This is a genomic window from Microbacterium sp. NPDC057741 (assembly GCF_042798735.1).
Classification (GTDB): Bacteria; Actinomycetota; Actinomycetes; order Actinomycetales; family Microbacteriaceae; genus Microbacterium.
The window spans coordinates 13,492-35,645 of the sequence record NZ_JBHVJW010000006.1 but is presented as its reverse complement, the minus strand read 5'-3'; the positions used below and the strand labels follow the sequence as shown (position 1 = coordinate 35,645).

22 protein-coding genes are annotated in these 22,154 nt (G+C 70.1%); 8 read left to right on the top strand and 14 right to left on the bottom strand.

The features are described 5' to 3' along the window. Nucleotides 1-4 precede the first annotated feature (4 nt). The 4 genes from ACFVDO_RS16870 to ACFVDO_RS16855 form a co-directional block, all read right to left on the bottom strand. Nucleotides 5-631 carry a PadR family transcriptional regulator gene (locus ACFVDO_RS16870; protein WP_378857860.1) on the bottom strand — a complete coding sequence of 209 codons (627 nt, stop codon included), beginning with the start codon at nt 629-631 and terminating at the stop codon, nt 5-7. 174 nt (nt 632-805) lie between these two features. After that, on the bottom strand, nt 806-1,369 hold the full coding sequence (locus ACFVDO_RS16865; protein WP_378857861.1) for a GNAT family N-acetyltransferase: 564 nt from the start codon (nt 1,367-1,369) through the stop codon (nt 806-808). A gap of 37 nt (nt 1,370-1,406) precedes the next feature. Next, complete coding sequence (locus tag ACFVDO_RS16860) at nt 1,407-2,087, bottom strand: response regulator (protein WP_378857862.1); 681 nt, start codon at nt 2,085-2,087, stop codon at nt 1,407-1,409. Nucleotides 2,088-2,126: 39 nt separating this feature from the next. Further along, nucleotides 2,127-3,368, bottom strand: coding sequence for a sensor histidine kinase (locus ACFVDO_RS16855; RefSeq protein ID WP_378857863.1), 1,242 nt, complete (start codon nt 3,366-3,368; stop codon nt 2,127-2,129). Nucleotides 3,369-3,533: 165 nt separating this feature from the next. On the opposite strand from ACFVDO_RS16855, the gene ACFVDO_RS16850 reads away from it, so the two are divergent. The 4 genes from ACFVDO_RS16850 to ACFVDO_RS16835 all read left to right on the top strand — a co-directional run bounded on the left by ACFVDO_RS16850 (nt 3,534) and on the right by ACFVDO_RS16835 (nt 7,199). After that, nucleotides 3,534-4,379, top strand: a complete 846-nt coding sequence (locus ACFVDO_RS16850; RefSeq protein WP_378857864.1) for an Ltp family lipoprotein — start codon at nt 3,534-3,536, stop codon at nt 4,377-4,379. A gap of 18 nt (nt 4,380-4,397) precedes the next feature. Next, nucleotides 4,398-4,769 (top strand): PH domain-containing protein, encoded by a 372-nt coding sequence (locus ACFVDO_RS16845; protein ID WP_378857865.1) that lies wholly within the window; start codon nt 4,398-4,400, stop codon nt 4,767-4,769. An 82-nt stretch (nt 4,770-4,851) separates the two neighbouring features. Next, nucleotides 4,852-5,712: a phosphoribosylaminoimidazolesuccinocarboxamide synthase gene (locus ACFVDO_RS16840; RefSeq protein ID WP_378857866.1), complete on the top strand. Its 861-nt coding sequence runs from the start codon at nt 4,852-4,854 to the stop codon at nt 5,710-5,712. A 128-nt stretch (nt 5,713-5,840) separates the two neighbouring features. Then, nucleotides 5,841-7,199 carry a uracil-xanthine permease family protein gene (locus ACFVDO_RS16835; RefSeq protein ID WP_378857867.1) on the top strand — a complete coding sequence of 453 codons (1,359 nt, stop codon included), beginning with the start codon at nt 5,841-5,843 and terminating at the stop codon, nt 7,197-7,199. 320 nt (nt 7,200-7,519) lie between these two features. On the opposite strand, the gene ACFVDO_RS16830 is transcribed toward ACFVDO_RS16835, so the two are convergent. The 5 genes from ACFVDO_RS16830 to ACFVDO_RS16810 all read right to left on the bottom strand — a co-directional run bounded on the left by ACFVDO_RS16830 (nt 7,520) and on the right by ACFVDO_RS16810 (nt 14,098). After that, entirely contained in the window at nt 7,520-8,167 is a 648-nt protein-coding gene (locus ACFVDO_RS16830) for a TetR/AcrR family transcriptional regulator (protein WP_378857868.1), read from the bottom strand. Nucleotides 8,168-8,571: 404 nt separating this feature from the next. After that, entirely contained in the window at nt 8,572-10,284 is a 1,713-nt protein-coding gene (locus ACFVDO_RS16825; RefSeq protein WP_378857869.1) for an acetyl/propionyl/methylcrotonyl-CoA carboxylase subunit alpha, read from the bottom strand. Then, the gene (locus tag ACFVDO_RS16820) at nt 10,281-11,867 is read right to left on the bottom strand and encodes a carboxyltransferase domain-containing protein (RefSeq protein ID WP_378857870.1); all 1,587 of its coding nucleotides are present in this window, start codon (nt 11,865-11,867) and stop codon (nt 10,281-10,283) included. Before ACFVDO_RS16820 ends, ACFVDO_RS16825 begins: the two co-directional genes overlap by 4 nt. A 183-nt stretch (nt 11,868-12,050) precedes the next feature. Then, a complete protein-coding gene (locus tag ACFVDO_RS16815; protein ID WP_378857871.1) occupies nt 12,051-12,815 on the bottom strand; it encodes a LamB/YcsF family protein in 765 nt (254 codons plus the stop codon). A 5-nt stretch (nt 12,816-12,820) separates the two neighbouring features. Further along, nucleotides 12,821-14,098 (bottom strand): NRAMP family divalent metal transporter, encoded by a 1,278-nt coding sequence (locus ACFVDO_RS16810; RefSeq protein WP_378857872.1) that lies wholly within the window; start codon nt 14,096-14,098, stop codon nt 12,821-12,823. Nucleotides 14,099-14,271: 173 nt separating this feature from the next. On the opposite strand from ACFVDO_RS16810, the gene ACFVDO_RS16805 reads away from it, so the two are divergent. Further along, entirely contained in the window at nt 14,272-14,910 is a 639-nt protein-coding gene (locus ACFVDO_RS16805; protein ID WP_378857873.1) for a GntR family transcriptional regulator, read from the top strand. A 6-nt stretch (nt 14,911-14,916) separates the two neighbouring features. On the opposite strand, the gene ACFVDO_RS16800 is transcribed toward ACFVDO_RS16805, so the two are convergent. The 4 genes from ACFVDO_RS16800 to ACFVDO_RS16785 are packed head-to-tail and all read right to left on the bottom strand — an operon-like array spanning nt 14,917 to nt 19,285. Then, nucleotides 14,917-15,543: a response regulator gene (locus ACFVDO_RS16800; RefSeq protein WP_378857874.1), complete on the bottom strand. Its 627-nt coding sequence runs from the start codon at nt 15,541-15,543 to the stop codon at nt 14,917-14,919. After that, a complete protein-coding gene (locus ACFVDO_RS16795) occupies nt 15,540-16,781 on the bottom strand; it encodes a sensor histidine kinase (RefSeq protein WP_378857875.1) in 1,242 nt (413 codons plus the stop codon). The genes ACFVDO_RS16800 and ACFVDO_RS16795 overlap by 4 nt, the downstream gene beginning before the upstream one ends. 57 nt (nt 16,782-16,838) lie before the next feature. Continuing rightward, the gene (locus tag ACFVDO_RS16790) at nt 16,839-17,834 is read right to left on the bottom strand and encodes a LacI family DNA-binding transcriptional regulator (RefSeq protein ID WP_378857876.1); all 996 of its coding nucleotides are present in this window, start codon (nt 17,832-17,834) and stop codon (nt 16,839-16,841) included. A gap of 29 nt (nt 17,835-17,863) precedes the next feature. Further along, nucleotides 17,864-19,285, bottom strand: a complete 1,422-nt coding sequence (locus tag ACFVDO_RS16785; protein WP_378857877.1) for a glycoside hydrolase family 1 protein — start codon at nt 19,283-19,285, stop codon at nt 17,864-17,866. A 160-nt stretch (nt 19,286-19,445) separates the two neighbouring features. Here ACFVDO_RS16785 and ACFVDO_RS16780 point away from each other — a divergent pair, with 160 nt between their 5' ends. Then, nucleotides 19,446-19,964 (top strand): adenine phosphoribosyltransferase, encoded by a 519-nt coding sequence (locus ACFVDO_RS16780; protein WP_378857878.1) that lies wholly within the window; start codon nt 19,446-19,448, stop codon nt 19,962-19,964. Nucleotides 19,965-20,210: 246 nt separating this feature from the next. Here ACFVDO_RS16780 and ACFVDO_RS16775 read toward each other — a convergent pair whose 3' ends face one another. Continuing rightward, nucleotides 20,211-20,879, bottom strand: a complete 669-nt coding sequence (locus ACFVDO_RS16775) for a MerR family transcriptional regulator (RefSeq protein WP_378857879.1) — start codon at nt 20,877-20,879, stop codon at nt 20,211-20,213. 272 nt (nt 20,880-21,151) lie between these two features. Here ACFVDO_RS16775 and ACFVDO_RS16770 point away from each other — a divergent pair, with 272 nt between their 5' ends. Together ACFVDO_RS16770 and purQ are read left to right on the top strand one after the other, a co-directional pair. After that, nucleotides 21,152-21,400, top strand: a complete 249-nt coding sequence (locus ACFVDO_RS16770; protein WP_378857880.1) for a phosphoribosylformylglycinamidine synthase subunit PurS — start codon at nt 21,152-21,154, stop codon at nt 21,398-21,400. Further along, complete coding sequence (gene purQ, locus ACFVDO_RS16765) at nt 21,397-22,104, top strand: phosphoribosylformylglycinamidine synthase subunit PurQ (RefSeq protein ID WP_378857881.1); 708 nt, start codon at nt 21,397-21,399, stop codon at nt 22,102-22,104. Before ACFVDO_RS16770 ends, purQ begins: the two co-directional genes overlap by 4 nt. Nucleotides 22,105-22,154 lie beyond the last annotated feature (50 nt).

The following is a 22,154-nucleotide window of genomic DNA, read 5'->3' as shown; positions in this document are numbered from 1 at the left end:
TCTGTCATTCGGATGCTGCCTTTCGCTGGGCCGCCTTGGCGGCGCGATGCTGGGTGGAGAGCTCGTCGTCTCCCCAGGCGTAGGAGGTCTCCGCGAGCGCGTCGAGGAAACCGTCGGTCCAGGTCAGTTCGGCGCGCAGCAGGGCCGCGTGCCGATCCGCCTCGATGAGGTACTGCGCAAGGACCCCGCGTTCGCCGGCGCTGTGCAGAGCGGCGTCGATCGCCTCGCTCTGCACGGCGAGAGCGGCGCGACGCGATGCGATGAGGTCGGTGACCTCAGCGCGCGACAGGTTGTGCGCCTCGGCGAGCGCGACGCGGAACTCGGGCGAGCGGTCCGTGCGCGAGAGCCCCGCACGCACCCACTCCTCGAGCACCTCGGATGCTGCGGGCTGCAAGGTGTACGTGGTGCGCTCGGGCCGGTTGCCGTCGCGATCCACGCCCACCTCGGCGATGAGCCTCTCCCGCTCCAGGCGTCCGACCGTGTGGTAGAAAGTCCCGTTCGTGACCTTGACCATGCGGTCGTCCCGGCGCTGCCGGAGCAGGCGCATCATCTCGTAGGGATGCATGTCGCCCTCGCGCAGCAGCGCGAGCACCATCGCGCCCAGGGGCGTGAGCTTCACATCCGCTGCCATATATCCCACCTCGATTAGTCCAGATGGACTATATCACCGACGACCAAGGCGTGAGACCCCGAGTTCTGCATCAGACTCCCGGCGCCGAACGCGGGTCTCGTGCAGAAGTCGAGACCTCGCGGAAACCTCGCCCCGCGGTCGAGGTCTCACGCCGCGCGCGGGCCGCGCGCGTGATCAGCGCAGCGCGGTCTCGAGCTGCGCATCGGTGAGCGGCCGATCCGCGTAGATCAGGCGCATCACCGACGGGTCGGGGTTCCCGGCATCCGGCGCGCGGTGCACGAGCGAGAACCCGACCTTCTCGGCGACCGCGGCCGAGGCCGCGTTGTGCTCGACGAGGAAGGCGATGATCGGCGTCTCGGGGCGCCGATTCCGCGCCGCTGCGATGCCGGCGCGCGAGACCTCGGTCGCATAGCCGCGGCGGTGGTGATCCGCCGAGATCCGGTACCCGAGATTCCAGAGGTCCGCCTGCTCGGACGCCCCGGTGAGCAGCGTGCAGCCGCCGGTTCCGATCACCTCATCGGTCTCCTGCAACCGCACGATCCACGATGCCAGGCCGATCTCGTCCCAGCGCTCCTGCCAGCGGGTCAGCATGCGGGCGGTCGTCGCGCGCTCGACGTGCCGGAGGGTCGGGAAGTGCTCCCAGACCCGTGGATCGGAGAAGATCTCGTGGATCGGATCGATGTCGGCATCGGTCGGGCGGCGCAGGATCAGTCGGTCGGTCAGTCTCTCGTCATCCATCGGCACCGACACTACGCCTGGGCACCGACGTCGCCCCCTAGACCTGCGCGGGACCCAGCCCGGCCCTCTCGACGAGGATGCCGACCTGCATCCGGCCACGCACCTCGAGCTTCACCGAGATCTGTTCGAGGTGCGTCTTCACGGTGCCGGCCGCGATGTGCAGGTCGGCACCGATCTGCTGATTGGTCGCGCCGGACGCCACCCCCACCGCCACCGCGAGCTCGCGCTCGGTGAGCCGCGCGATCCGGGCGAGCGCATCCTGACGACCGGCGCCGCCGTCGTTCCCCAGTGCTCGGCGCACCAGCTGTGCGGCACTCGCACCCGACACCACCGTCTCGCCGGCTGCCGTCTGACGCACACCCTCGGCGAACCGCTTCGAGTCGTCCTTCATCAGGTATCCGGTGGCTCCGGCGATCAGCATCTGCAGCAGCTGATCCTCCGAATCGAAGCTCGTCATCGCCAGCACCCGAGAAGAAGACTGCGCCACGATGGCGGCCGTGGCCTCGACGCCGCCGACGCCCGGCATCCTCACATCCATCAGCACCACGTCGGGGTGGTGCGCGCGCACGAACTCGATCGCGGCGCCGCCGTCGGCGACCTCGCCGACCACCTCGATACCCGGGTCGGACTGCAGCACGAAACGGACCCCTCTGCGCACGAACGGGTCGTCGTCGACAAGGAGCACCCTGACGGGAGCCGAGGAGTCAGCTGTGGTCACTCTCCGACAGTATCGGCGACTGCCGACACCCCGGCACCGTCAGGACATCTCCTGCCAGGGCAGCGTGACATCGACGATGAACTGCCCCTCGTAGGGCCCGACCCAGGCGGAGCCGCCGAGCGCCTCGGCCCGCTCTCGCACACCGAGGATCCCGTTCCCGCCGCCGGGGATGCCGGAGGAGGCGCCAGGCGTCAGCGGATTGACGATGCGGATCCGTGCACCCTCCGCCGGATCCACCTGGACGTGCAGATCCACGGGGGCCCGCGGCGCATGCTTCACCGCGTTCGTCAGTGACTCCTGCACGATGCGGTAAGTCGCGCCCTGGAGCTGCGTCGACGCCCGCTCCGGGGACTCGATCAGGATGTACGCGTTGATCGGGGCACCGGCCGCCCGGAACTCGCCCACGAGCGCTCCGAGCGCCCTCATGGTCGCCGGCGCGGTCGAGGACCGCCCCGGTTCGGTGCGCAGATCGCCGATGAGGCCGCGCAGATCGTGGAGGGCCGCGCGTGCCTGCTGCTGCAGGGTGCGCGCCATCTCGCCGGCGTCCCCCTCCGTGGTCGTCTGCTCGAGCGCCTCGGCGTGCAGCGAGATGACGGCCAGCTTGTTCGTGAGCGAGTCGTGCATGTCCCGCGCGATGCTCGCGCGCTCGGACTGCCGCACCATCTGCTCGTTCAGCGCATCGGCACGGCGGTGCTCCTCGTCGGCGCGCACGTCGCTGCGGCGCGCGCGATCGCGGGCCCGCCCGACGATCACGACGGCGACCGCCACCCCGAGCGAGATCACTGCCCAGATGAAGGATGCGGCGATCCAGACCGGCTCGTACTGAGCGTCCGCGCGCGAGGTGAACATCCACGGCAGCGCCGCACCCCAGCCGGTGAGCGACTCGCGGATCGCGAACAGGATCACCACGGTGGTCGCGCCGATCGCGACCCAGGGCGTCCAGGCCGGGCGTCGGCGCACGCAGCCGACCGCACCGATGAGCAGCAGCACGTACGAGACGCCGATGAGAGCGAGCGCGGCGCCGGCGAGCAGCGCGAGGATCGGAAGTCTGCGCCGCCAGAACACGGTCACCCACGCGGCGATCACCGTGAGGAACAGCAGCGTTCCGAAGTTGCTCAGCGCCGTCTCGCCCTGCGGCGTCGCGGGCAGCGAGACCGCCCCCGGCACGTTGATCATCGCGAACGTGTCGAACAGCATCCCCACGATGTAGAGCGTGATCGTGCCCGCGCTCGCCCTGGTACGGCGAAGGCGCGGCGGCGCGGAGGTGTTCGGGAGTGCCACGGGATCGAGCCTAGGGAAGCCCGCCGACATCATGCGCCCGCCGCCCGGCGACATCTGCATCCGCCGAACGGCAGAGGCAGGTCCGCCCGGTCGGCCGATCCGCCGCCCCGACACCGCGCCCGAGGATCGGAGTGTCAGCTCGCACCGATCACAGAGGACCCGGACATGACCTTCGACAACAGCAGCCAGACTCCGCCGCCCGCACCGCAGGCGCCGCTGCAGACCCCGCCGCCGGCGGCGGCCCCGTTCCCCGCCCCGCCCGCCGTCGCAGCCGCGCCTGCCGGCGCGCGCTCCTTCCTGCTCACCTGGCTGTTCGCGCTGTTCCTCGGCTTCTTCGGGGTCGACCGCTTCTACCTGGGCAAGGTCGGCACCGGCATCCTGAAGATCGTCACCTTCGGCGGTCTCGGCGTCTGGGTTCTCGTCGACATCGTGCTCGTGCTCGCGAACCAGACGAAGGATGCCGCGGGGCGGCCCCTCGCCGGCTACCAGGAGCAGAAGAAGATCGCGTGGATCGCGACCGGCGCTCTGGTGGTGCTCAGCATCGTCCTGGGTGCGGTGAACGGCGGTTCCGGTAGCACGCCGACTCCCGCGGCGGACAAGCCGGCGATCAGTGCACCGGCCGAGCAGCCCGCCACCGAGGCAGCCGAGGAACCGGCATCCGCTCCTGCCGAAGAGCCGGTCGAGGAGCCGTCCGAGCCGGCGGTGCCGACCGAGTACACCTCGGCGCTGAACAAGGCGCAGTCCTACGCCGACATGATGCACATGAGCAGGCAGGGCGTCTACGACCAGCTCACCAGCCCCTACGGCGAGAAGTTCTCGGCAGAGGCGGCGAAGTACGCCGTGGAGAACGTCGAGGCCGACTGGAACGCGAACGCGCTCGCGAAGGCGAAGGACTATCAGAAGCTGATGTCGATGTCGCCGTCGGCGATCCGCGACCAGCTCACCAGCCAGTACGGCGAGAAGTTCACCGCGGCCGAGGCCGACTACGCGGTCGCGCACCTCAACGACTGACCGGAGGGGACGAACACCATGGAGACAGGCGCCATCCTCAGCTGGACGCTGCAGCAGGAGATCCCCGTCCCGGCGGACGTCCAGTCCGTGCTCGCCCAGGGCGAGCAGGCGGTCGCGTCGTTCAAGACGTTCCGCGACTCGGCCACCTTCACGACCCACCGGCTCATCGTGCGCGATGCGCAGGGCATGACCGGCAAGAAGGTCGAGATCTACTCGCTGCCGTACAGCTCGATCCTGATGTGGTCATCCGAGAACGCCGGCACTCTCGACTGGAACTCCGAGCTGGAGCTCTGGACGAAGGCCGGCCACATCAAGGTCAAGCTCGCGAAGGGCGTCGACGTCCGCCGGCTCGACAGCCTGATCGCCTGGGCAGTGCTGAACGCCCACTGACCCGCGGGGCCCGTGTGGGGCCCTTCGGCGGGCTCAGGGACCGGGCACACGGCCGGGCCGCCGGGGATGCGAAGATGGTCGCGTGAGCGAAGCACTGAGCATCCCCGGCTGGCGGCACCTCTACTCGGGCAAGGTCCGTGACCTGTACGCCTCCGACGACCCGGGCGACACCCGCCGGCTGATGGTGGCGTCCGACCGGGTGAGCGCGTTCGACTTCATGCTCTCCCCCGCGATCCCGCAGAAGGGCACGCTTCTCACCACGCTGAGCAACTGGTGGTTCGACCAGCTCGACTTCCCGAACCACCTCACGGGCGGCGACGTGCCCGAAGAGGTCGCCGGTCGCGCGATCCTCGCCCAGTCGCTCGAGATGCTGCCGATCGAATGCGTCGTGCGCGGCTACCTGACCGGCTCCGGCTGGGCCGAGTACGCCGAGCAGGGCACCGTCTGCGGCATCCCGCTGCCGGCCGGCCTGCAGGACGGCGACCGCCTGCCCGAGCCGCTGTTCACCCCCGCCTACAAGGCGCCGATGGGCGAGCACGACGAGAACATCTCCTTCGAGCGCGCCGCCGAGATCGTCGGCGCGGAGCGCGCCGCGCAGCTGCGCGACGTGTCGCTCGCGCTCTACCGCCAGGCGGCGGAGATCGCAGAGGCCCGGGGCCTGATCCTGGCCGACACGAAGTTCGAGTTCGGAACGGATGCCGCGGGCACCCTGCGTCTGGCCGACGAGGTGCTCACCAGCGACTCGTCGCGGTACTGGGACGCCGAGGCCTGGCGCACCGGCACGACGCCGGCCGAGCGGATGGCAAGCTTCGACAAGCAGATCGTGCGCAACTGGCTGGCCGCCAACTGGGACAAGCAGGGCGAGCCGCCCGCGCTGCCGCAGGAGATCGTCGAGCAGACGGCCGCGCGCTATCGCGAGCTGATCGACCGCCTCACGGCCTGAGATCCTGGGCTCCCCCGGGGTATCCGGCCGAGGGCTCCGTACAGATCGGGGGCAGGTTTGCGCCCCGCCGGGCGGAGGCGAACCGATAGTGTTTCCCCAGCCTCCACCCCTACCCCCGAGGAGCCCGCATGCCGCTGTGGAAGATCCACGGCAACGGCCGCACTGTCGCGCCCGACGCCGTCGTCCGTCCTGATGAGCGCCTGAACTGGCCCGCCACCATCGCGATCGGCGTGCAGCACGTCGTCGCGATGTTCGGCGCCACATTCCTGGTGCCGATCCTCACCGGATTCCCGGTGCCGACCACCCTACTGTTCAGCGGTGTCGGTACGATCCTGTTCCTCCTGATCACCCGCAACAAGCTGCCCAGCTACCTCGGTTCGTCCTTCGCGTTCATCGCGCCGGTCACGGCCGCGACCGCGATCGGCGGCACCGGATCGGCTCTCGCCGGCATCGTCGCGGTCGGCGTGCTCCTGGCGATCATCGGTGTCGTCGTGCACACCGCCGGGGTCGCCTGGGTCGACCGGTTCCTGCCGCCCGTACTGGCAGGCACGATCGTCGCCCTGATCGGGTTCAACCTGGCCGGTGCCGCGCACAACAACTTCGCCGTGTCGCCGATCACCGCGACGGTCACGCTCACGCTCACCATCCTGTTCGCGGTCGTGTTCCGCGGCTTCCTGGGCCGCATCTCGATCTTCCTCGGCGTGATCGCGGGCTACGCGTTCGCCGCCTTCCGCGGTGAGCTGAACATCCCGAACCCGCTGCTGGGCGACAAGACGCCGCTGCAGCTGATCGACGATGCGCCGTGGGTCGGCCTGCCCGACTTCCAGTTCCCGGACTTCGTCGAGCCCAGCACCTGGTCGGCGATGGCGATGTTCCTGCCGGTCGTGCTGGTGCTGATCGCCGAGAACGTCGGCCACGTGCGCGGCGTGGCCACCATGGTGAACGACCCGAAAATCAACGAGAACACCGGCAAGGCGCTGATCGCCGACGGCATCTCCACCACCTTGGCCGGATTCTTCGGCGGTTCGGGAACGACGACCTACGGCGAGAACATCGGCGTGATGGCATCCACCCGCGTCTACTCGACCGCGGCGTACTGGGTGGCCGGCATCACCGCCATCCTGCTGAGCATGTCGCCGAAGTTCGGTGCCGTCATCAACTCCGTGCCCGCCGGCGTGCTCGGCGGCGTCACCACCGCGCTGTACGGCCTGATCGGCGTGATCGGCGTGAAGATCTGGGTCGACAACAAGGTCGACTTCTCGCGCCCGGTGAACCAGTACACCGCCGCGGTCGCGCTGATCGTCGCTGTCGGCGGCTTCGCGATCCAGGGCGAGAACGGCTTCGAGTTGGGCGGCATCGTGATCGCGACCGTTGCCGCGATCATCATCTACCACGGCGGCAACGCGATCGCCCGACTGCGCAGGACCGGCGCCGACGACCCGAAGCCGCTCGCCGCAGTCGGCCCGATCGGCGGCGATCCGGAGTGATCCGACCGGAGTGATCCGGAGTCGAGGAGCAGCGCGTCTGCGCAGGCGCCGCCCCTCGGCATCCGCGCCACGCATGAGAACAGGACGTTCAGAGAGAACAGGACGCATGCGCGAGAACGGTCCTGTTCTCGCGAGTTCTCCTGTTCTCGTCCCCGGCACCACATGCCGGCATCCGCCGCCCGGCGCCCACCGGCGAGACCGAGGACAGGCGATCCAGCCAGAACAGGACGGAGTCCGCAGACTCGTCCTGTTCTCGTGAGTTCTCTCGTTTCGGAGCGACCCGAGCTCCGGTCGACCGGCGCAGCGCGCTCAGCTTCCGGTCACGCGTCGATCGCGCGCAGCGCGACCTGCGGAGGGTCGGATGCCACGAAGGGCAGCGGATCCGAGGGATCGCCGAGTCCGTACATCCTGTGCAGCCAGCGGCGCGCGGCCTGCAGCGGGTAGGTCTTCCCGTACACCGCGCGCTTGACGATCACACCCTCGACCACGCTGCGCAGCATCACCTCTTCGAGTGCCGGATCGGAAGCGCCGCGCTCACGGAACAGGTCCTGCATGAGCCCCCCGGCGGCGAGCACCGCGTCGAGGTTTCGCTGCTCGGACTCTGCGTAGATGCGATGCGTGGCGGGCAGGATCGACAGCCCCAGTGTGATGCGCTGCTGAGGCAGGGTCTGGTCGGCGCCGATCAGGAACATGTCGATGACCATGCGCAGGCGGTCGTCCGCGCCCTCGTCACCGAAAGCCAGCGCCGTCATCTTCTCGAAGTAGGCGTCGAGCACGGCACCGACGAGCTGTTCCTTGCCGCCGAAGTAATAGCTGATCAGCCCCTGGGCGACCCCGGCGTGGCGGGCGATCTCGGCCAGGCTCGCCTCGTGGTAGCCCTTCTCGCCGAACACCTCGAAGGCGGCTTGCAGGATGCTCGCCTGCGAGCGCTCACGCGCCTCGCGGTTCTGCTCTGCAGAACGCGGCATCCACAGCCTCCTTCTGATCTCCGATCGGGTTCTCCCCAATGTCTCCGACTGATGATATCGTGTGCATTGATTGAACCCTCAATCAACAAATCAATGGGCGGCGATGGGGATTGTCGTCCGACCGTTCCGATAGCCGGCCCCCGACACCCGACGGGCCCCGCGCCGAGGATCGGTGAAGCTCTCCGCAGTCGTTTCGGCGTGTCATCTGCGAGGGGTGCCTGCGGCGTTCGGGGGATCTGCCGCAGCAGCCGGGAGGAGGGAGGGGATGGGGAGTCTTGCCCCTCCTCCCGGACATCTCCCTCAGGAGATCTGCCGTGCCGACAGCACCAGAAGCTGTCGCCGGGTCGTCGATGACGAGCAGCATCACCGCCGCGATGCGCCTGTCCACGCCTCCTAGGAGTCCGTCACCCGATCGTCGCGAGCAACCCGTCCGGCGCCAGCATGGCACCGACCTCCGCGCGGTGCGCGATCTTGCCGCCACGATGCGCGGTCACCTGCGACTCCATCTTCATGGCATCGAGCACGGCGACCGCGTCGCCCTCGGCGACCTCCGTGCCGTCGTCGACCAGCCAGCGCACGAGGGTACCCGGAGACGGCGCACGCAGCTCGGCCGGGTCCGGCTGCCCCTCCTGCGGAGCGGATGCCGCAGCCCCGGCGAACCCGGACAGCAGAGCCGTCGGCAGACCGAGCATCATTCGGCGTCCGTCGATCTCGACGGGGAAGCGCGCCAGCCCGGCATCCTGCACCGGCGCGGGCCGCAGCTGCGGCTCGAGCCGCGGCAGCAGCACCTGCTCGATCCACTGGGTGTGCACCGCGAAGCCATCGGTGGAGAACTCCGCGGCATCCACGGCGAGACGGTCGAACCCGACAACGGTCGCCGGACCTTCGACGTGCAGTTCGCGCAGCGCACGGCGCGCGCGCACGAGCGCCGCCTCGCGCGAGTCCGCGTAGATGACGAGCTTGGCGATCATCGAGTCGAACGCCGGCTGCACGGTGTCCCCCGTCTCGACGCCGGAGTCCCAGCGCACACCGGGGCCGCCGGGCACCCGCAGCACGTCGATGCGCGCAGGGCTGGGCAGGAAGCCGCGCCCCGGGTCCTCGGCGTTGATGCGGAACTCGAAGGCATGGCCCAGCGGCCGCGGAGTCTCCGACAGCGAGGGGCCGCCACCGAACGCGATGCGGAACTGTTCGCGCACCAGGTCGACGCCGGTGACCTCCTCGGTCACCGGATGCTCCACCTGCAGGCGGGTGTTCACCTCGAGGAACGAGATCGTGCCGTCGGCAGCGAGCAGGAACTCGACCGTGCCCGCGCTGCGGTACCCGACCTCGGCGCAGATCCGCCGGGCCGACTCGTGGATGCGCTCGCGCTGTTCGTCGGTGAGACCGGGTGCGGGCGCCTCCTCGATGAGCTTCTGGTTGCGACGCTGCATCGAGCAGTCCCGATCGCCGACCACGACCACGCCGCCGCGTCCGTCGCCGAGCACCTGCACCTCGACGTGCCGCGGCGACTCCAGGAACCGCTCCACGAAGCACTCTCCCCGCCCGAACGCGACGATCGCCTCACGCGTGGCGGCGTCGAACGCATCGGCGACCTCGCCCAGCTCGCGGACCACTTTGAGTCCGCGGCCGCCACCGCCGAACGCGGCCTTGATCGCGATCGGCAGGCCGTGCTCCTCCGCGAAGGCGACCGCCTCGGCGGGCCCTTCGAGCGGGTGGTCCGTGCCGGCGGCCAGCGGAGCGCCGACCTTCTGCGCGATGCGGCGGGCCGTCATCTTGTCGCCGAGCGCATCGATGCTCGCAGGCTCCGGCCCGATCCAGACCAGCCCAGCTTCCTCGACGGCTCGCGCGAAGGCCGCACTCTCGGACAGGAAGCCGTAGCCCGGGTGCACGGCGTCGGCGCCCGAGGCCCGTGCGGCCGCGAGGAGAGCATCGATCGACAGGTATGTCGACGAGGCGGTGGAGCCCCCCAGTCCCACCGCCTCGTCGGCCAGGCGCACATGCAGTGCGTCGGCGTCCTGGTCGGCGTACACGGCGATCGAGGCATACCCGGCCTCTGCGCATGCGCGGATGATGCGCACGGCGATCTCGCCGCGGTTCGCGATCAGGATCTTCTTCATGATGGGGTCCCTTCCCTCATGGTCGTCTGCAGAACCCGGAACCGCACCCGCGCCCCCGGCGGAAGCTGTCCGGCCAGATCGAGATCGCGATCGATGACCGCGCCGATGATCGGGTAGCCGCCGGTGAGCGGGTGGTCGGGCAGGAACAGCACGGGCTGTCCGTCCGGCGGCACCTGGATCGCCCCGGTCACGGCCCCCTCACTGGGCAGTTCTCCGTCGACGACACGCTCCAGGGGCCTCGCACCGTGCAGACGGATGCCGACCCGGTCGGAGCGCGGAGTGACGTCCCAGTCCTGGCCGGTGAGAGCGTCGATCGCGTCGGCCGTGAACCAGTCGTCGCGCGGACCGAGCACGATGCGCAGCTCGACGGTCTCGCCGGCGGCGGGCAGCTCGCGGGCGAGCGGCTCGGGATCGACCGGATGCGGGGCCGTGCGCGGATCGCCCACGGAGACGACGTCACCCGCGACCAGCGGTGCGGGGCCGAGCCCGGCGAGGGTGTCGGATGCCGCACTGCCGAGTGCCGGCGCGGCCACGATGCCGCCGCGCACGGCGAGCGCGTACCGCAGTCCGCGGTCCGGATGCGCGACCCGAAGCTCGTCCCCATCGTCGAGTGCGAACGGAGCGCCGGGCTGGATGCCGCGTTCCATGCCGTCCGCGGCATACAGCGTCATCTCGCCGGAAGCACCTGCGATCGCGGCGACCGTGGGGACGCCGCGATAGCGCAGCGCCGCTCCCCCGACGATCTCCAGCACGGCGGCGTCCGAGGTGTTGCCGACGGCGCGGTTGGCATCGCGCATGGCCGTGCGGTCGGCGGCACCGGAGGCGGAGACGCCGAGCGCCGCGTGGCCTGGACGCCCTAGGTCCTGCACAAGCAGCTGAAGGGCGGGGCGGAGGACCTCGAGCGAGCCGGGAGCGAAGCGCCCTTCGTCTCGTCGCTGCGCTCCTCGCTCAGGAGCCGGGGCAGCCGACACGACCTCCCGCTCCGCGCGTTCGAAGCGCACAAGCGTCCCTGGCGAGAACAGTGCAGGCGGGTCGCGGTCGATGTCCCACATGACCGCATCCGTGCGTCCGATCAGCTGCCAGCCGCCCGGGCTCTCCCGCGGGTAGACGCCGGTGAAGTGGCCCGCGAGGGCGACCGATCCGGCCGGCACGCGCGTGCGCGGCGAGGATCGCCGCGGCACGTCGAAGAGCGGGTCCGAACCGACCGTGTACCCGAACCCCGGCGCGAAGCCCGAGAACGCGACCTGCCAGTCCGCGGCGAGGTGCCGGGCGACGACCTCGTCGGGCGAGACGCCGAGCAGCGCGGCGACGTCGGCCAGATCCTCGCCGTCGTACCGCACCGGGATCGTCACCTCGCCGACGTGCGGCACGTGCGCGGCATCCACCGTCGTCGACGACAGGACGTCGGCCAGCGCAGCGGCGCTGACCCGCAGCGGATCGAAGCGCACCAGGACGGTGCGCGCCCCGGGGATGAGCTCGACGACGCCGGGCGTCCCTGCCCACGCCAGGTTCAGCCGCATGGCCTCGTCGAGATCTGCGGCCTCGACGAGCAGCGCCCGGTCGGAAGCGGTGAGGATGCGCATCAGGACTCGCTCCCGCTCAGGTCGCGAAACACGTCACCTTGCCACGCCGATGCCGTCATCGTCTGCGATCGGAACCTGCGCGGCAGAGCTCGGGTCGCGAAGAATGTCGCCCCTGCGCGCGGGGAACGACACCTTCTGCGACCTGAGCGCTGAAGCACGGCGTGGGCGGCGGTCATGGTCATGTCAGACCCCGGCGAACGGGGCGATCGTCACTCCGGAGGCCTCGAGCAGACGGCGGGTCTCGGCCGCCATGGCGATCGACCCCGTGCTGTCCCCGTGCACGCAGATCGACTGGGCCTCGACACGCACATCGGCGCCGTCGATCGCCCGGATGACCCCGGACTCGGCGAGGCGCAGCATCCTCTCCGCGACGGCGCTCGCGTCGTGCAGCACAGAGCCCTCCTCCGTTCGCGAGACCAGCTGCCCGTCCGGCAGGTAGGCACGGTCGGCGAACGCCTCGGCGGCGACCTGCAGCCCCGCGCGCTCGGCGACGTCGAGCACGACACCGCCGGCGAGGCCGAGCAGCACGAGGCTCGGATCGATCGCGCGGATCGCCGCCACGACATCCTTCGCCTGCCGCTCGTCGCGGGCGATCGTGTTGTACAGCGCGCCGTGCGGCTTGACATAGGCGACCGCGCCGCCGACGGCCTTCGTCAGGCCGGCGAGGGCGCCGAGCTGATACTCGACGTGAGCCTGCAGAGTGGCCGAGTCGATGTCGACCTTCGTGCGTCCGAAGTTCTCATAGTCGCGGTATCCGGGGTGCGCGCCGATGGTGACGCCGTTCGCGACGGCCGCCGCGAGTGTGCGCCGGATGCCCTCCGGGCTGCCGGCATGGAACCCGCACGACACGTTCGCGCTGGTGACGATCGCGAGCATGCTCTCGTCGTCGGACACGATGCGATCGGGCACGTTCTCGCCCAGGTCCGAGTTCAGATCTATGGATGCCATGGTTCTCAACCTCCGATGCCGAGGAACGCGAAGATGGGGCCGATCGAGACCGCGCCCATGTACCAGGTCAGCGCGGTCACCAGGGTGCCGGCGATGAGCAGCCAGCGCGGGTAGCGCTTCACCCCGAGCAGGTCGGCGCGGAACCATCCGATGTACATGAACACCGTGAGACCGATCGGCAGGATCAGTCCGTTGAAGCCTCCCACGAACACGAGGATCGCGGCCGGCGCGGTGCCGATCGAGAGGTACACGATGAGCGAGACGACGATGAACACCACGGTCGCCCACTGCAGAGACCAGCCGCCGAGGAAGCGCTTGTGGAACGTGGAGAGGAACGTCGCCGAGGTGTAGGCGGCGCCGATGACCGAGCTGATCGCGGCCGCCCAGAAGATGGCGCCGAAGATGCGCATCCCGGCGTCGCCGAGCACCGCGCCGAACGCCTGCCCTGCGGGGTTGGCGGCCTGGGTGGTCAGGTCGAGGCTGACGCCGGATGCCACCACGCCGAGGATCGCGAGGAACAGCACGTACCGCATGATGCCCGTGACGAAGATGCCGTTCGAGGCCGCCCGCATCACCGGTCCGGCGTGCTCGGGGCCGGTGTTGCCGGAGTCCAGGTAGCGGTGCGCGCCGGAGTAGGTGATGTAGCCGCCGACGGTGCCGCCCACGATCGTGGTGATGGTGGCGAAGTTGATCTCATCCGGCAGGAAGGTCTGCCGCAGGGCGTCGCCGACCGGCGGCTGCGAGATGATCGCGACGACGACCGTCATCACGATCATGCCGACGCCGAGCACCACCAGCACGATGTCCATCACCTTGCCGGCCTTCTTGACCAGGAAGATGATGATCGCGAGCGCCGCCGTCAGCAGGCCGCCGAGCTTCGGGTCGATGCCGAGCAGGGCGTTCAGTCCGAGGCCGCCACCGGCGATGTTGCCGATGTTGAATGCCAGGCCGCCGATCACGACGAGAACCGCGATCACATATCCCGAGAACGGGATGGCGCTGTTCGCGAGCTCACCGGCGCGCTTGCCGGACGAGGTGATCATGCGCCACACGTTCAGCTGCACGGCGATGTCGATGATCACTGAGAGCAGGATCGCGAACCCGAAGGCGGCGCCCATGGTCGCGGTGAACGTGGCCGTCTGGGTGATGAACCCGGGGCCGATGGCGCTGGTGGCCATCAGGAAGATCGCGCCGATGACGGCGCTGCGGCCTACGCGCTTCTTCGTGGCCGCCAGGCGTGCAGCGTCATCGGTGCGCGCGGAGGTGGTGGGGGTGTCGGACATGGGTTTCCCATCGTCTTTGGTGGGCGGGTGGGGATTCTCATGATTGTAGGGCAGAGTGCGCATGATTGTTGAACAATCTTTGGAAGCCTCCCGGCTCCTGAGCGAGCGAAGCGAGCGCCGTACTGAGCGAGCGAAGCGAGTCGAAGTGACGAAGGACGCATACCCTGGTCCTCATGACCAACGTCGCTCCGCTCGCCGACGCGCTGCGCCAGCGCATCATCGACGGCGAGTTCGCGCCGGGCTCCCGGTTGTCCGAGTCCGCACTCGCCGAACGGCTCGACGTCTCGCGGAACACTCTGCGTGAGGCGTTCCGCGTGCTCACGGAGCAGGGGCTCATCGAGCACGTCCCGCATCGCGGAGTGTCGGTGGCGTCCCCCTCCATGGCAGACGTGGTCGACATCTATCGCGCGCGCCGCGTGATCGAGTGCGCCGCCCTGCGGCAGGCCGAGCCCGAGCATCCCGCCGTGGAGCTCATGCGCGCAGCCGTGGATGAGGCCGAGACGCACCTGGCCGGCACCGACTGGCGCCTGATCGGCAGCGCGAACATGGCGTTCCACGACGCGATCGTCACGCTGGCGGACAGCCCGCGCCTCGCCCGCACCTATCGCGACGTCGCCGCCGAGCTGCGCCTCGCGTTCCTCGAGATCGACGACCCTCGGGCACTGCACGAGCCGTTCGTGCGCAAGAACCGGGCGGTGCTCGACGCGTTCCTGCAGCGCGGTCCTGAAGTCGCCGCGGAAGAGCTGGAGAAGTACCTGATCCGCTCCGAGCGCACCGTGCTCGGAGCGTTCGCGCGCATGGGCAGGAGCTAGGGCGGTTCAGCGCCGGATGATGCGCTGCTCGATGGCCGCGGCGACCGCACCGGCGCGCGTGTCGACGCCGAGCTTCGTGTAGATGTGCGAGAGGTGCGACTTGACCGTCGCCTCCGACACGAAGAGCACCTTCGCGAGCTCGCGGTTGCCCAGACCGTCGGCGAGCAGTTCGAGAACCTCGACCTCGCGCTCGGTCATCCGCGGCTCCGGCGAGGCCGCGCGGCGCATCAGCACGGCAGCGACCGACGGCGCCAGCGCCGGTTGCCCCGCGGCGACGGCACGGATGCCGGCGAACAACTGGTCGGGCGGGGAGTCCTTCAGCAGATAGCCGCCTGCACCGGCATCCAGGGCCCGCAGGATGTCGGACTCACTGTCATAGGTGGTCAGCACAAGCACCGCCGGCGGCTCGGCCAGGGCGCGCAGACGCGTCGTGGCCTCGATCCCGCCTGGTCCCTCGCCCATGCTGAGGTCCATCAGCACGACATCCGGGTGCTCCGCCTGCACGACCTCGACGGCCTGATCGGCGCCGCCGGCCTCGCCGACGACGCGCAGGTCGTCCTGCGACTCGACCAGCGCGCGCAGGCCGGCGCGCACCACCGGATGGTCGTCGACCAGCACCAGACGCAGCGTCATCTCTCCCCCTCGTTCACCGGGAACACGGCCGACAGCGTCGTGCCCTCCCCGGGTGCGCTCTCGATCGTCAGGGTGCCGCCGAGCGCCGCGATGCGCTCGACGATGCCCTGGATGCCCAGGCCGCGGCCGGCGCTTCGTCGCTGCTGCGCGCGAGCACGCAGCGCCGCCGGGCGGGCGTCGAACCCCACGCCGTCGTCGCGGATGTCCAGTCGCAGCTCGTCCGGCTGCGCCGTCAGGCTCACCACCGTGCGGGTCGCCTTCGCATGCTCGGCGACGTTCGCGAGGGCACCGCGCACGGTGCGGATGATCGCGGATGCCACGGGCAGCGGCACGTCTCCGGATTCCCCGTGGCTGCGGAACTCCACGGCGAGGCCCTGCTGCGCAGCATCCGTCACGACCCGCTCGACCGCGACCCGCAGCGAGCCTGCAGTGCCGTCGAGCTCGGTGGGAGCGAGGTCGCGCACCACGCGGCGCACCTCGTCGAGGGCGGAACGCGCGGTGTCGGCGGCAGCACGCACCTGATCGCGTGCGGCGTCGGGCCGGCGCTCCCAGCCCTGCTCGGCCGCCTGCAGCAGCAGGTTGATGCTGGACAGGTCCTGCCCGACGGAGTCGTGGATCTCACGCGACAACCGGGCCCTCTCGGTGAGCGCGCCGGCACGGTGCTGCGCGGCGGACAGGTCGGCCTGGGTCGAGGTCAGTTCGTCGAGCAGTTGCTGACGTGCGGTCGCCTCGCGGTCCAGGGCGCGGTAGGCGACGATCGTGGCGAACGCGATGCCGATCGGGCCGGCGACGATCGTCGGATCGAACTGGGCGGCGATGCGCAGTTCGGCGATGATCACGACCACCGTCATCCCGGTGACGACGGCGGTGGCGGGCCAGAACGGCAGGATCTGCAGCACCGCGAACGCGAGCGGCACCGCGCACCAGGCGAACGACGGCGCGATCAGGGTGAGCGCCGCCCACAGCACGCAGACGATCAGCGTCCACACCGCCGGCCAGGCACCACGACGAGGCACGAACCGCTGCAGCAGCGCGACCACCGCGAGCAGCACGGCCCCGGTCAGCACGATCGCGCCGGACGGCCCCCGCTCGGCCTCGCCGATCACGTGCCTCAGCACATATCGCACGGCGCTGACGGCGATCAGCGCGATCAGCACCACTTGCAGCGCCGGCCCGAACCGGACCGGCGCGAGGATGCCGCGCACGCCGTCGCTCTCGGATGCCGCCGGTGTGGTCATGGCCACAGCCTACGGATGCCGCCGCCCGCACGGCATCATCCGTTCGGCTACGGCTGATCAGGCGGATGCGCGGACGACGAGTTCTGTGGTGAGGATGGTGTGGTGCGGAGCATCCTCACCGGCGAGCACGTCGATCAGCACCGAGGCCATGGCCTCACCCTGCGCGAACATCGGCTGCCGCACCGTGGTCAGCGGCGGATCGAGCTCGACGGCCACCTGCGAGTCGTCGAAGCCGACCAGTGCGACATCGTCTGGCACGCGCAGACCGGCGGCGCGCAGCACGCCGTAGGCGCCGCGCGCCATCAGGTCGGATGCCACGAAGATCGCATCCGGCAGCTGCGGCAGCTCGAGCAGCCGCCGCGCGGCGGCCGCGCCGGATGCCTCGGAGAAGTCGCCCGCCTCCTCGGCGACGGGCTCGAGTCCGGCATCCGCCAGTGCCTCGCGGAAGCCCTGCAGACGGTCGAATGTCACGGGCATCGAGGGCGGCCCGGTGATCGTCGCGACCCGCCGGCTCCCGCGGTCGATCAGCTGCTGGGTGCCCTGCCTGCCGCCCAGCACGTTGTCGACGTCCACGACGTAGTCCGTGTCGCGCTCGTCGGCGCGGCGACCGCCGAACACGACCGGCACGGCCTCTGCGATGCGGTCGACGAACGTGTCGCTGGTGTGGTGCGAGACGATCATCGCGGCGTCCACGCCGCCGTTGCGCACGAAGCTGGTCATCTTGTCGCCCGGGTCGTCGCTGGCGATCAGCAGGTTCAGGATGTAGTCGGACCGGGTGATCCTGGCGCTGATGCCGGCAACGACTGCGGCGAAGAACGGGTCGCCGAAGAAGGTCGTGGTGTCCTCGGGAACGACCAGGGCGATCGCGTGCGTCTGCCTGCTGGCGAGCGTGCGCGCGGCACGGTTGGGCACGTAGTTCAGCCGGCGGATGGCGTCCTGCACGGCGTCGAGCGCCTCAGGGCTCACCGCCGACGAGCCGTTCACCACGCGCGACACTGTCGACCGCGAGACGCCTGCCTCGGCAGCGACCTCTTCGATCGTCGGTCGTGCCATGCGGCATCCTTCCCCCGTGCCCGCGGGACTCAGACCGCCCGCGCGGCGATGATCCGAGAGTACTCGTGCCCGGACTGCTTCACGGTGCGCTCCTGGGTGTCGTAGTCGACGCGGACGATGCCGAACCGCTTGTCGTAGCCCCACGCCCATTCGTAGTTGTCCAGCAGCGACCAGTAGAAGTAGCCGCGGACGTCGACGCCGGCCTCGATCGCATCGAGCGTGGCGGCGACGTGATCGCGCACGAACGCGGTGCGCTCGGCATCCTTCACCTCGCCGCCCACGACGACGTCGTCGTAGGCCGCGCCGTTCTCGGTGACGTACAGCGGCACGCCGTCGGCGTAGTCCGCGGCGACACGCTGCAGCAGCCGGGTGAGCCCCTCGGGCTGCACCTCCCACTCCATGCCGGTGCGCGGCAGCCCCCGCTCGACCCAGTGGATCCCGGCATCCGCGGGGAACGGCGACCTGGTCGGCCGCTGCTGTCCCTCGGTCTCGTGCGGCCCGCTCTCGGGCCCGTCCGGCTGCGGATGCCCGGACAGCAGCTCACCGTGGTAGTAGTTGATGCCCAATGCGTCGAGCGGGGCGGAGATGACGTCGAGGTCGCCGTCGTGCACCGCCTCCTGCCAGCGGGCGATCGCGTCGGCATCGACCTCGCGGATGTCGCGGACGATGTCGCTCGGGTAGTCGCCCTCGAAGATCGGGTCGAGGAACCAGCGGTTGAACTGCCCGTCGATGCGGCGGGCGGCGTCGATGTCGGCCGGATCGTCGACGTCGGCCGGGTCGGCCACGGTGAGATTCAGGGTGAGGCCGAGGTCGAGGTCGGCGTCACGGGCGCGCAGCTCCTGCACCGTACGGCCGTGCGCGAGCAGCAGGTGGTGGGCGGCGAGCAGGCCGTCGCCGATGTCGGTGCGGCCGGGTGCGTGCACACCGGCGGTGTACGAGAGGAACGATGCGCACCACGGCTCGTTGAGCGTGGTCCAGGTCTTCACCCGGTCGCCGAGCGCATCGTGCATGGTGAGCGCGTACTCGACGAAGCGGTCCACGGTGTCGCGGCTGGTCCAGCCGCCGCGGTCCTCCAGCGCCTGCGGCATGTCCCAGTGGTACAGCGTCAGCCAGGGCATGATGTCGTTCTCGAGCAGCTCGTCGACGAGCCGGCTGTAGAAGTCGACGCCCAGCGGGTTGACCGCACCTCCGTCGGGCCGCACGCGAGACCACGAGGTCGAGAACCGGTAGGTCTGCAGGCCGAGGCTCTTCATGAGCGCCACGTCCTGCGGCATCCGGTGATAGTGATCGCAGGCGACGTCGCCTGTCTCGCCGTTGATAACGGCGCCGGGGATGCGGGCGAAGGCGTCCCAGACCGATGCGGTGCGGCCGTCTTCGAACGCGGCGCCCTCGATCTGGTAGGCCGCGGTCGCGGCGCCGAACAGGAAACCGCCGGGGAACTCACGAGTCATACCTCCCATGATGCCATCATGGGAGCGCTCCCATCCAGTCCTGATGCCGCAGGCGGCGGGCGGCCCGGCGGCTGGCGGATGATTCGCCGGTGCGTCCCCGCCATCCGCGTACCGATCCGCCATCCGTCGCGCGTGCCACTCGGGGACGTACCCTTGACCGGTGACCTCAGACGCCCTGTCCCGCGCCGAATCCCTGATCCGCTCCGTTCCGAACTACCCGAAGCCGGGCATCCTGTTCCGCGACATCACGCCGCTGCTGGCGGATGCCGAGGCGCTGCGCGTGACGACCGAGGCGCTTGTCGCGCCGTTCGCCGGAGAGTTCGACGTGGTCGCCGGCATCGAGGCCCGCGGCTTCATCCTCGCCGCGGCGGCAGCAGTGACGGCGGGCGTCGGCATGCTGCCCATCCGCAAGGCGGGCAAGCTGCCGCGCCCCGCAGCATCCGTCGACTACGACCTCGAGTACGGCACCGCGACCGTCGAGATGCACGACGACCTGCCCGTCGGATCGCGTGTGCTGCTCATCGACGACGTGCTGGCGACCGGTGGCACGCTCGAGGCCGGCCGCACGATCGTGGACCGGCTCGGCTACCGACTCGCGGGAATCTCGGTGCTCTTCGAGATCGACGGCCTCGGCGGCCGCGACCGCATCGGCGACCTGCACACCGTCTTCCGGTCCTGACCACCGCGTTTCGAATCGCCCGATTGACCACTTCGAGGGCCGAGATGCAGCAGGGTGCGCGATTCGAAGGGCGTGAGGGCATCTCTCAGCGCGTCGCACGACGCACCGCCGCGGCGGTGTGCGCGAGCTGATTCATCGCGACCAGCACCCGGTTCTGCGCAGCCGCCGCGACCAGCAGAGCGCGATCCGGTCGAGGTGCCGCTGCCCACGCGGGGTCTCGGCGGCGAGAGCGCGCCCGGCGCGCCGTCAGGCGCGGGCCGGCGGTTTCGCCAGGTCCTCCGGCGCATCGCCGCGGGCGATGGCCGCGCGGATCGACGCCGCCGCATGAGCGAGGCTGCTCACCGCGACCAGCTGCCGAGCACGGGCGTTGATCGCCGCCAGCATCCGCCTGGCGATCTGGTCTGCGGAACCGGTGGGACCGAGGGCGGTCACGTTGTGCGTCGCGAGCGGCTCCAGGGCGTCCGCATAGGCCATGAGGGTGTCGACGTCGTAGTCGAGCCCCACCTTCGAGGCCGTCGACAGCGCGTGCACGAGGCCCTGCTCGGCGGCGCCGGGATACCCGCGCCAGTCACGGCGACGCATCAGCTCGAAGGTGCGCTCGCGATACTCGGCGAGCGCGGGGTCCGCGGCGCTGCCGTCCGGCGTGCCGAGCGCGAACGCCTGGCAGGCGTTCATGACCTCGAGGGTGCTCGTCCCCTGGTCGATCAATGACGTGAGCGCGCGGATCTGCTCCACGGATGCCCGGTACTCGTCGCGCATCAGCAGGATCAGCAGCGCCCGATCCACGTGCCCCTCGTCGTAGACCGCCGTCGTCTTGTTCCGCAGCCGGCCGGACGGCAGAAGCCCGACACGGATCCAGTGCTTGAGCGTCGAAGACGGAACTCCGGTCCGCTCCACGAGTTCGTTGAGTTTCATGCTTCCCCCTGCTGTGTTGGAGAGCGTGGGCGCCTCCCGCTCTCCACGGTGCGAGCACCTGCCGAAGACTCTAACCTCGAGGCAGGGGATCGCGTCCCGCATCGGCACCTTCGCCGCGGGACGACGAGCGTGGGGAACGCTCATCCGGTCCGGGCGGATGCACATCGGGGGGTGCGGCATCCGTCCGGACGGACTCCGTCCGCCGGACGCGTCGGCCGCTCCGCCGGACGATAGACTTATCGCATCCCCGCCCGCGACCTTCGGAGCCTGCTATGCCCACCATCGTCGTCGACGTCATGCCCAAGGCCGAACTGCTCGACCCGCAGGGGAAGGCCGTGTCCGGCGCATTCTCCCGTCTCGGGATCGAAGGCTTCGAGGGCGTCCGAATCGGCAAGCGCTTCGAACTCGCCGTTCAGGGCGAGGTCACCGATGAGCTCCTCGCCGAGGCCAAGCGTGTCGCCGACGAGGTTCTCTCGAACTCGGTGATCGAGGATGTCGTGGGCATCGAGGTCGTCGAATGACCGTTCGCATCGGGGTCATCACCTTCCCCGGTTCGCTCGACGACCGCGACGCGCAGCGCGCGATCCGCATCGCCGGCGCCGAGCCCGTCGCCCTCTGGCACGGCTCGCACGACCTCGACGGCGTCGACGCACTGGTGCTGCCCGGCGGCTTCAGCTACGGCGACTACCTGCGCTCCGGCGCGATCGCCGCGCTCTCGCCGATCATGACCGAGGTCAAGGACGCCGCGGCATCCGGCATGCCGGTCCTTGGCATCTGCAACGGCTTCCAGATGCTGGTCGAGGCGCACCTGCTGCCCGGCGGTCTGATCCGCAACGACAATCAGCACTTCGTGCGTCGTGACCAGAAGCTCACCGTCGAGAACTCCTCGACCGCGTGGACCTCGGCGTTCGAGCAGGGCCAGGAGATCGTCATCCCGCTGAAGAACGGCGAGGGCGGCTACATCGCCAACGAGGACACGCTCGACCGACTCGAGGGCGAAGGCCTGGTGGCCTTCCGCTACGCGGGCGTGAACCCGAACGGATCGCTGCGCGACATCGCCGGCATCACCAACCCGGCCGGCAACGTCGTGGGCCTCATGCCGCACCCCGAGCACGCCACCGAGCCGGGCTTCGGCCCCGACACGGTCTCGGCGATGCGCTCCGGTGTCGACGGTCTGGGCTTCTTCACGTCTGCCATCGCGGCCGTCGCCCGCGTCGCCGCCTGACCCGCCTCTCTGTTCTGCGCCCGCATTCGGAACGGATGCACGGCCCGGGA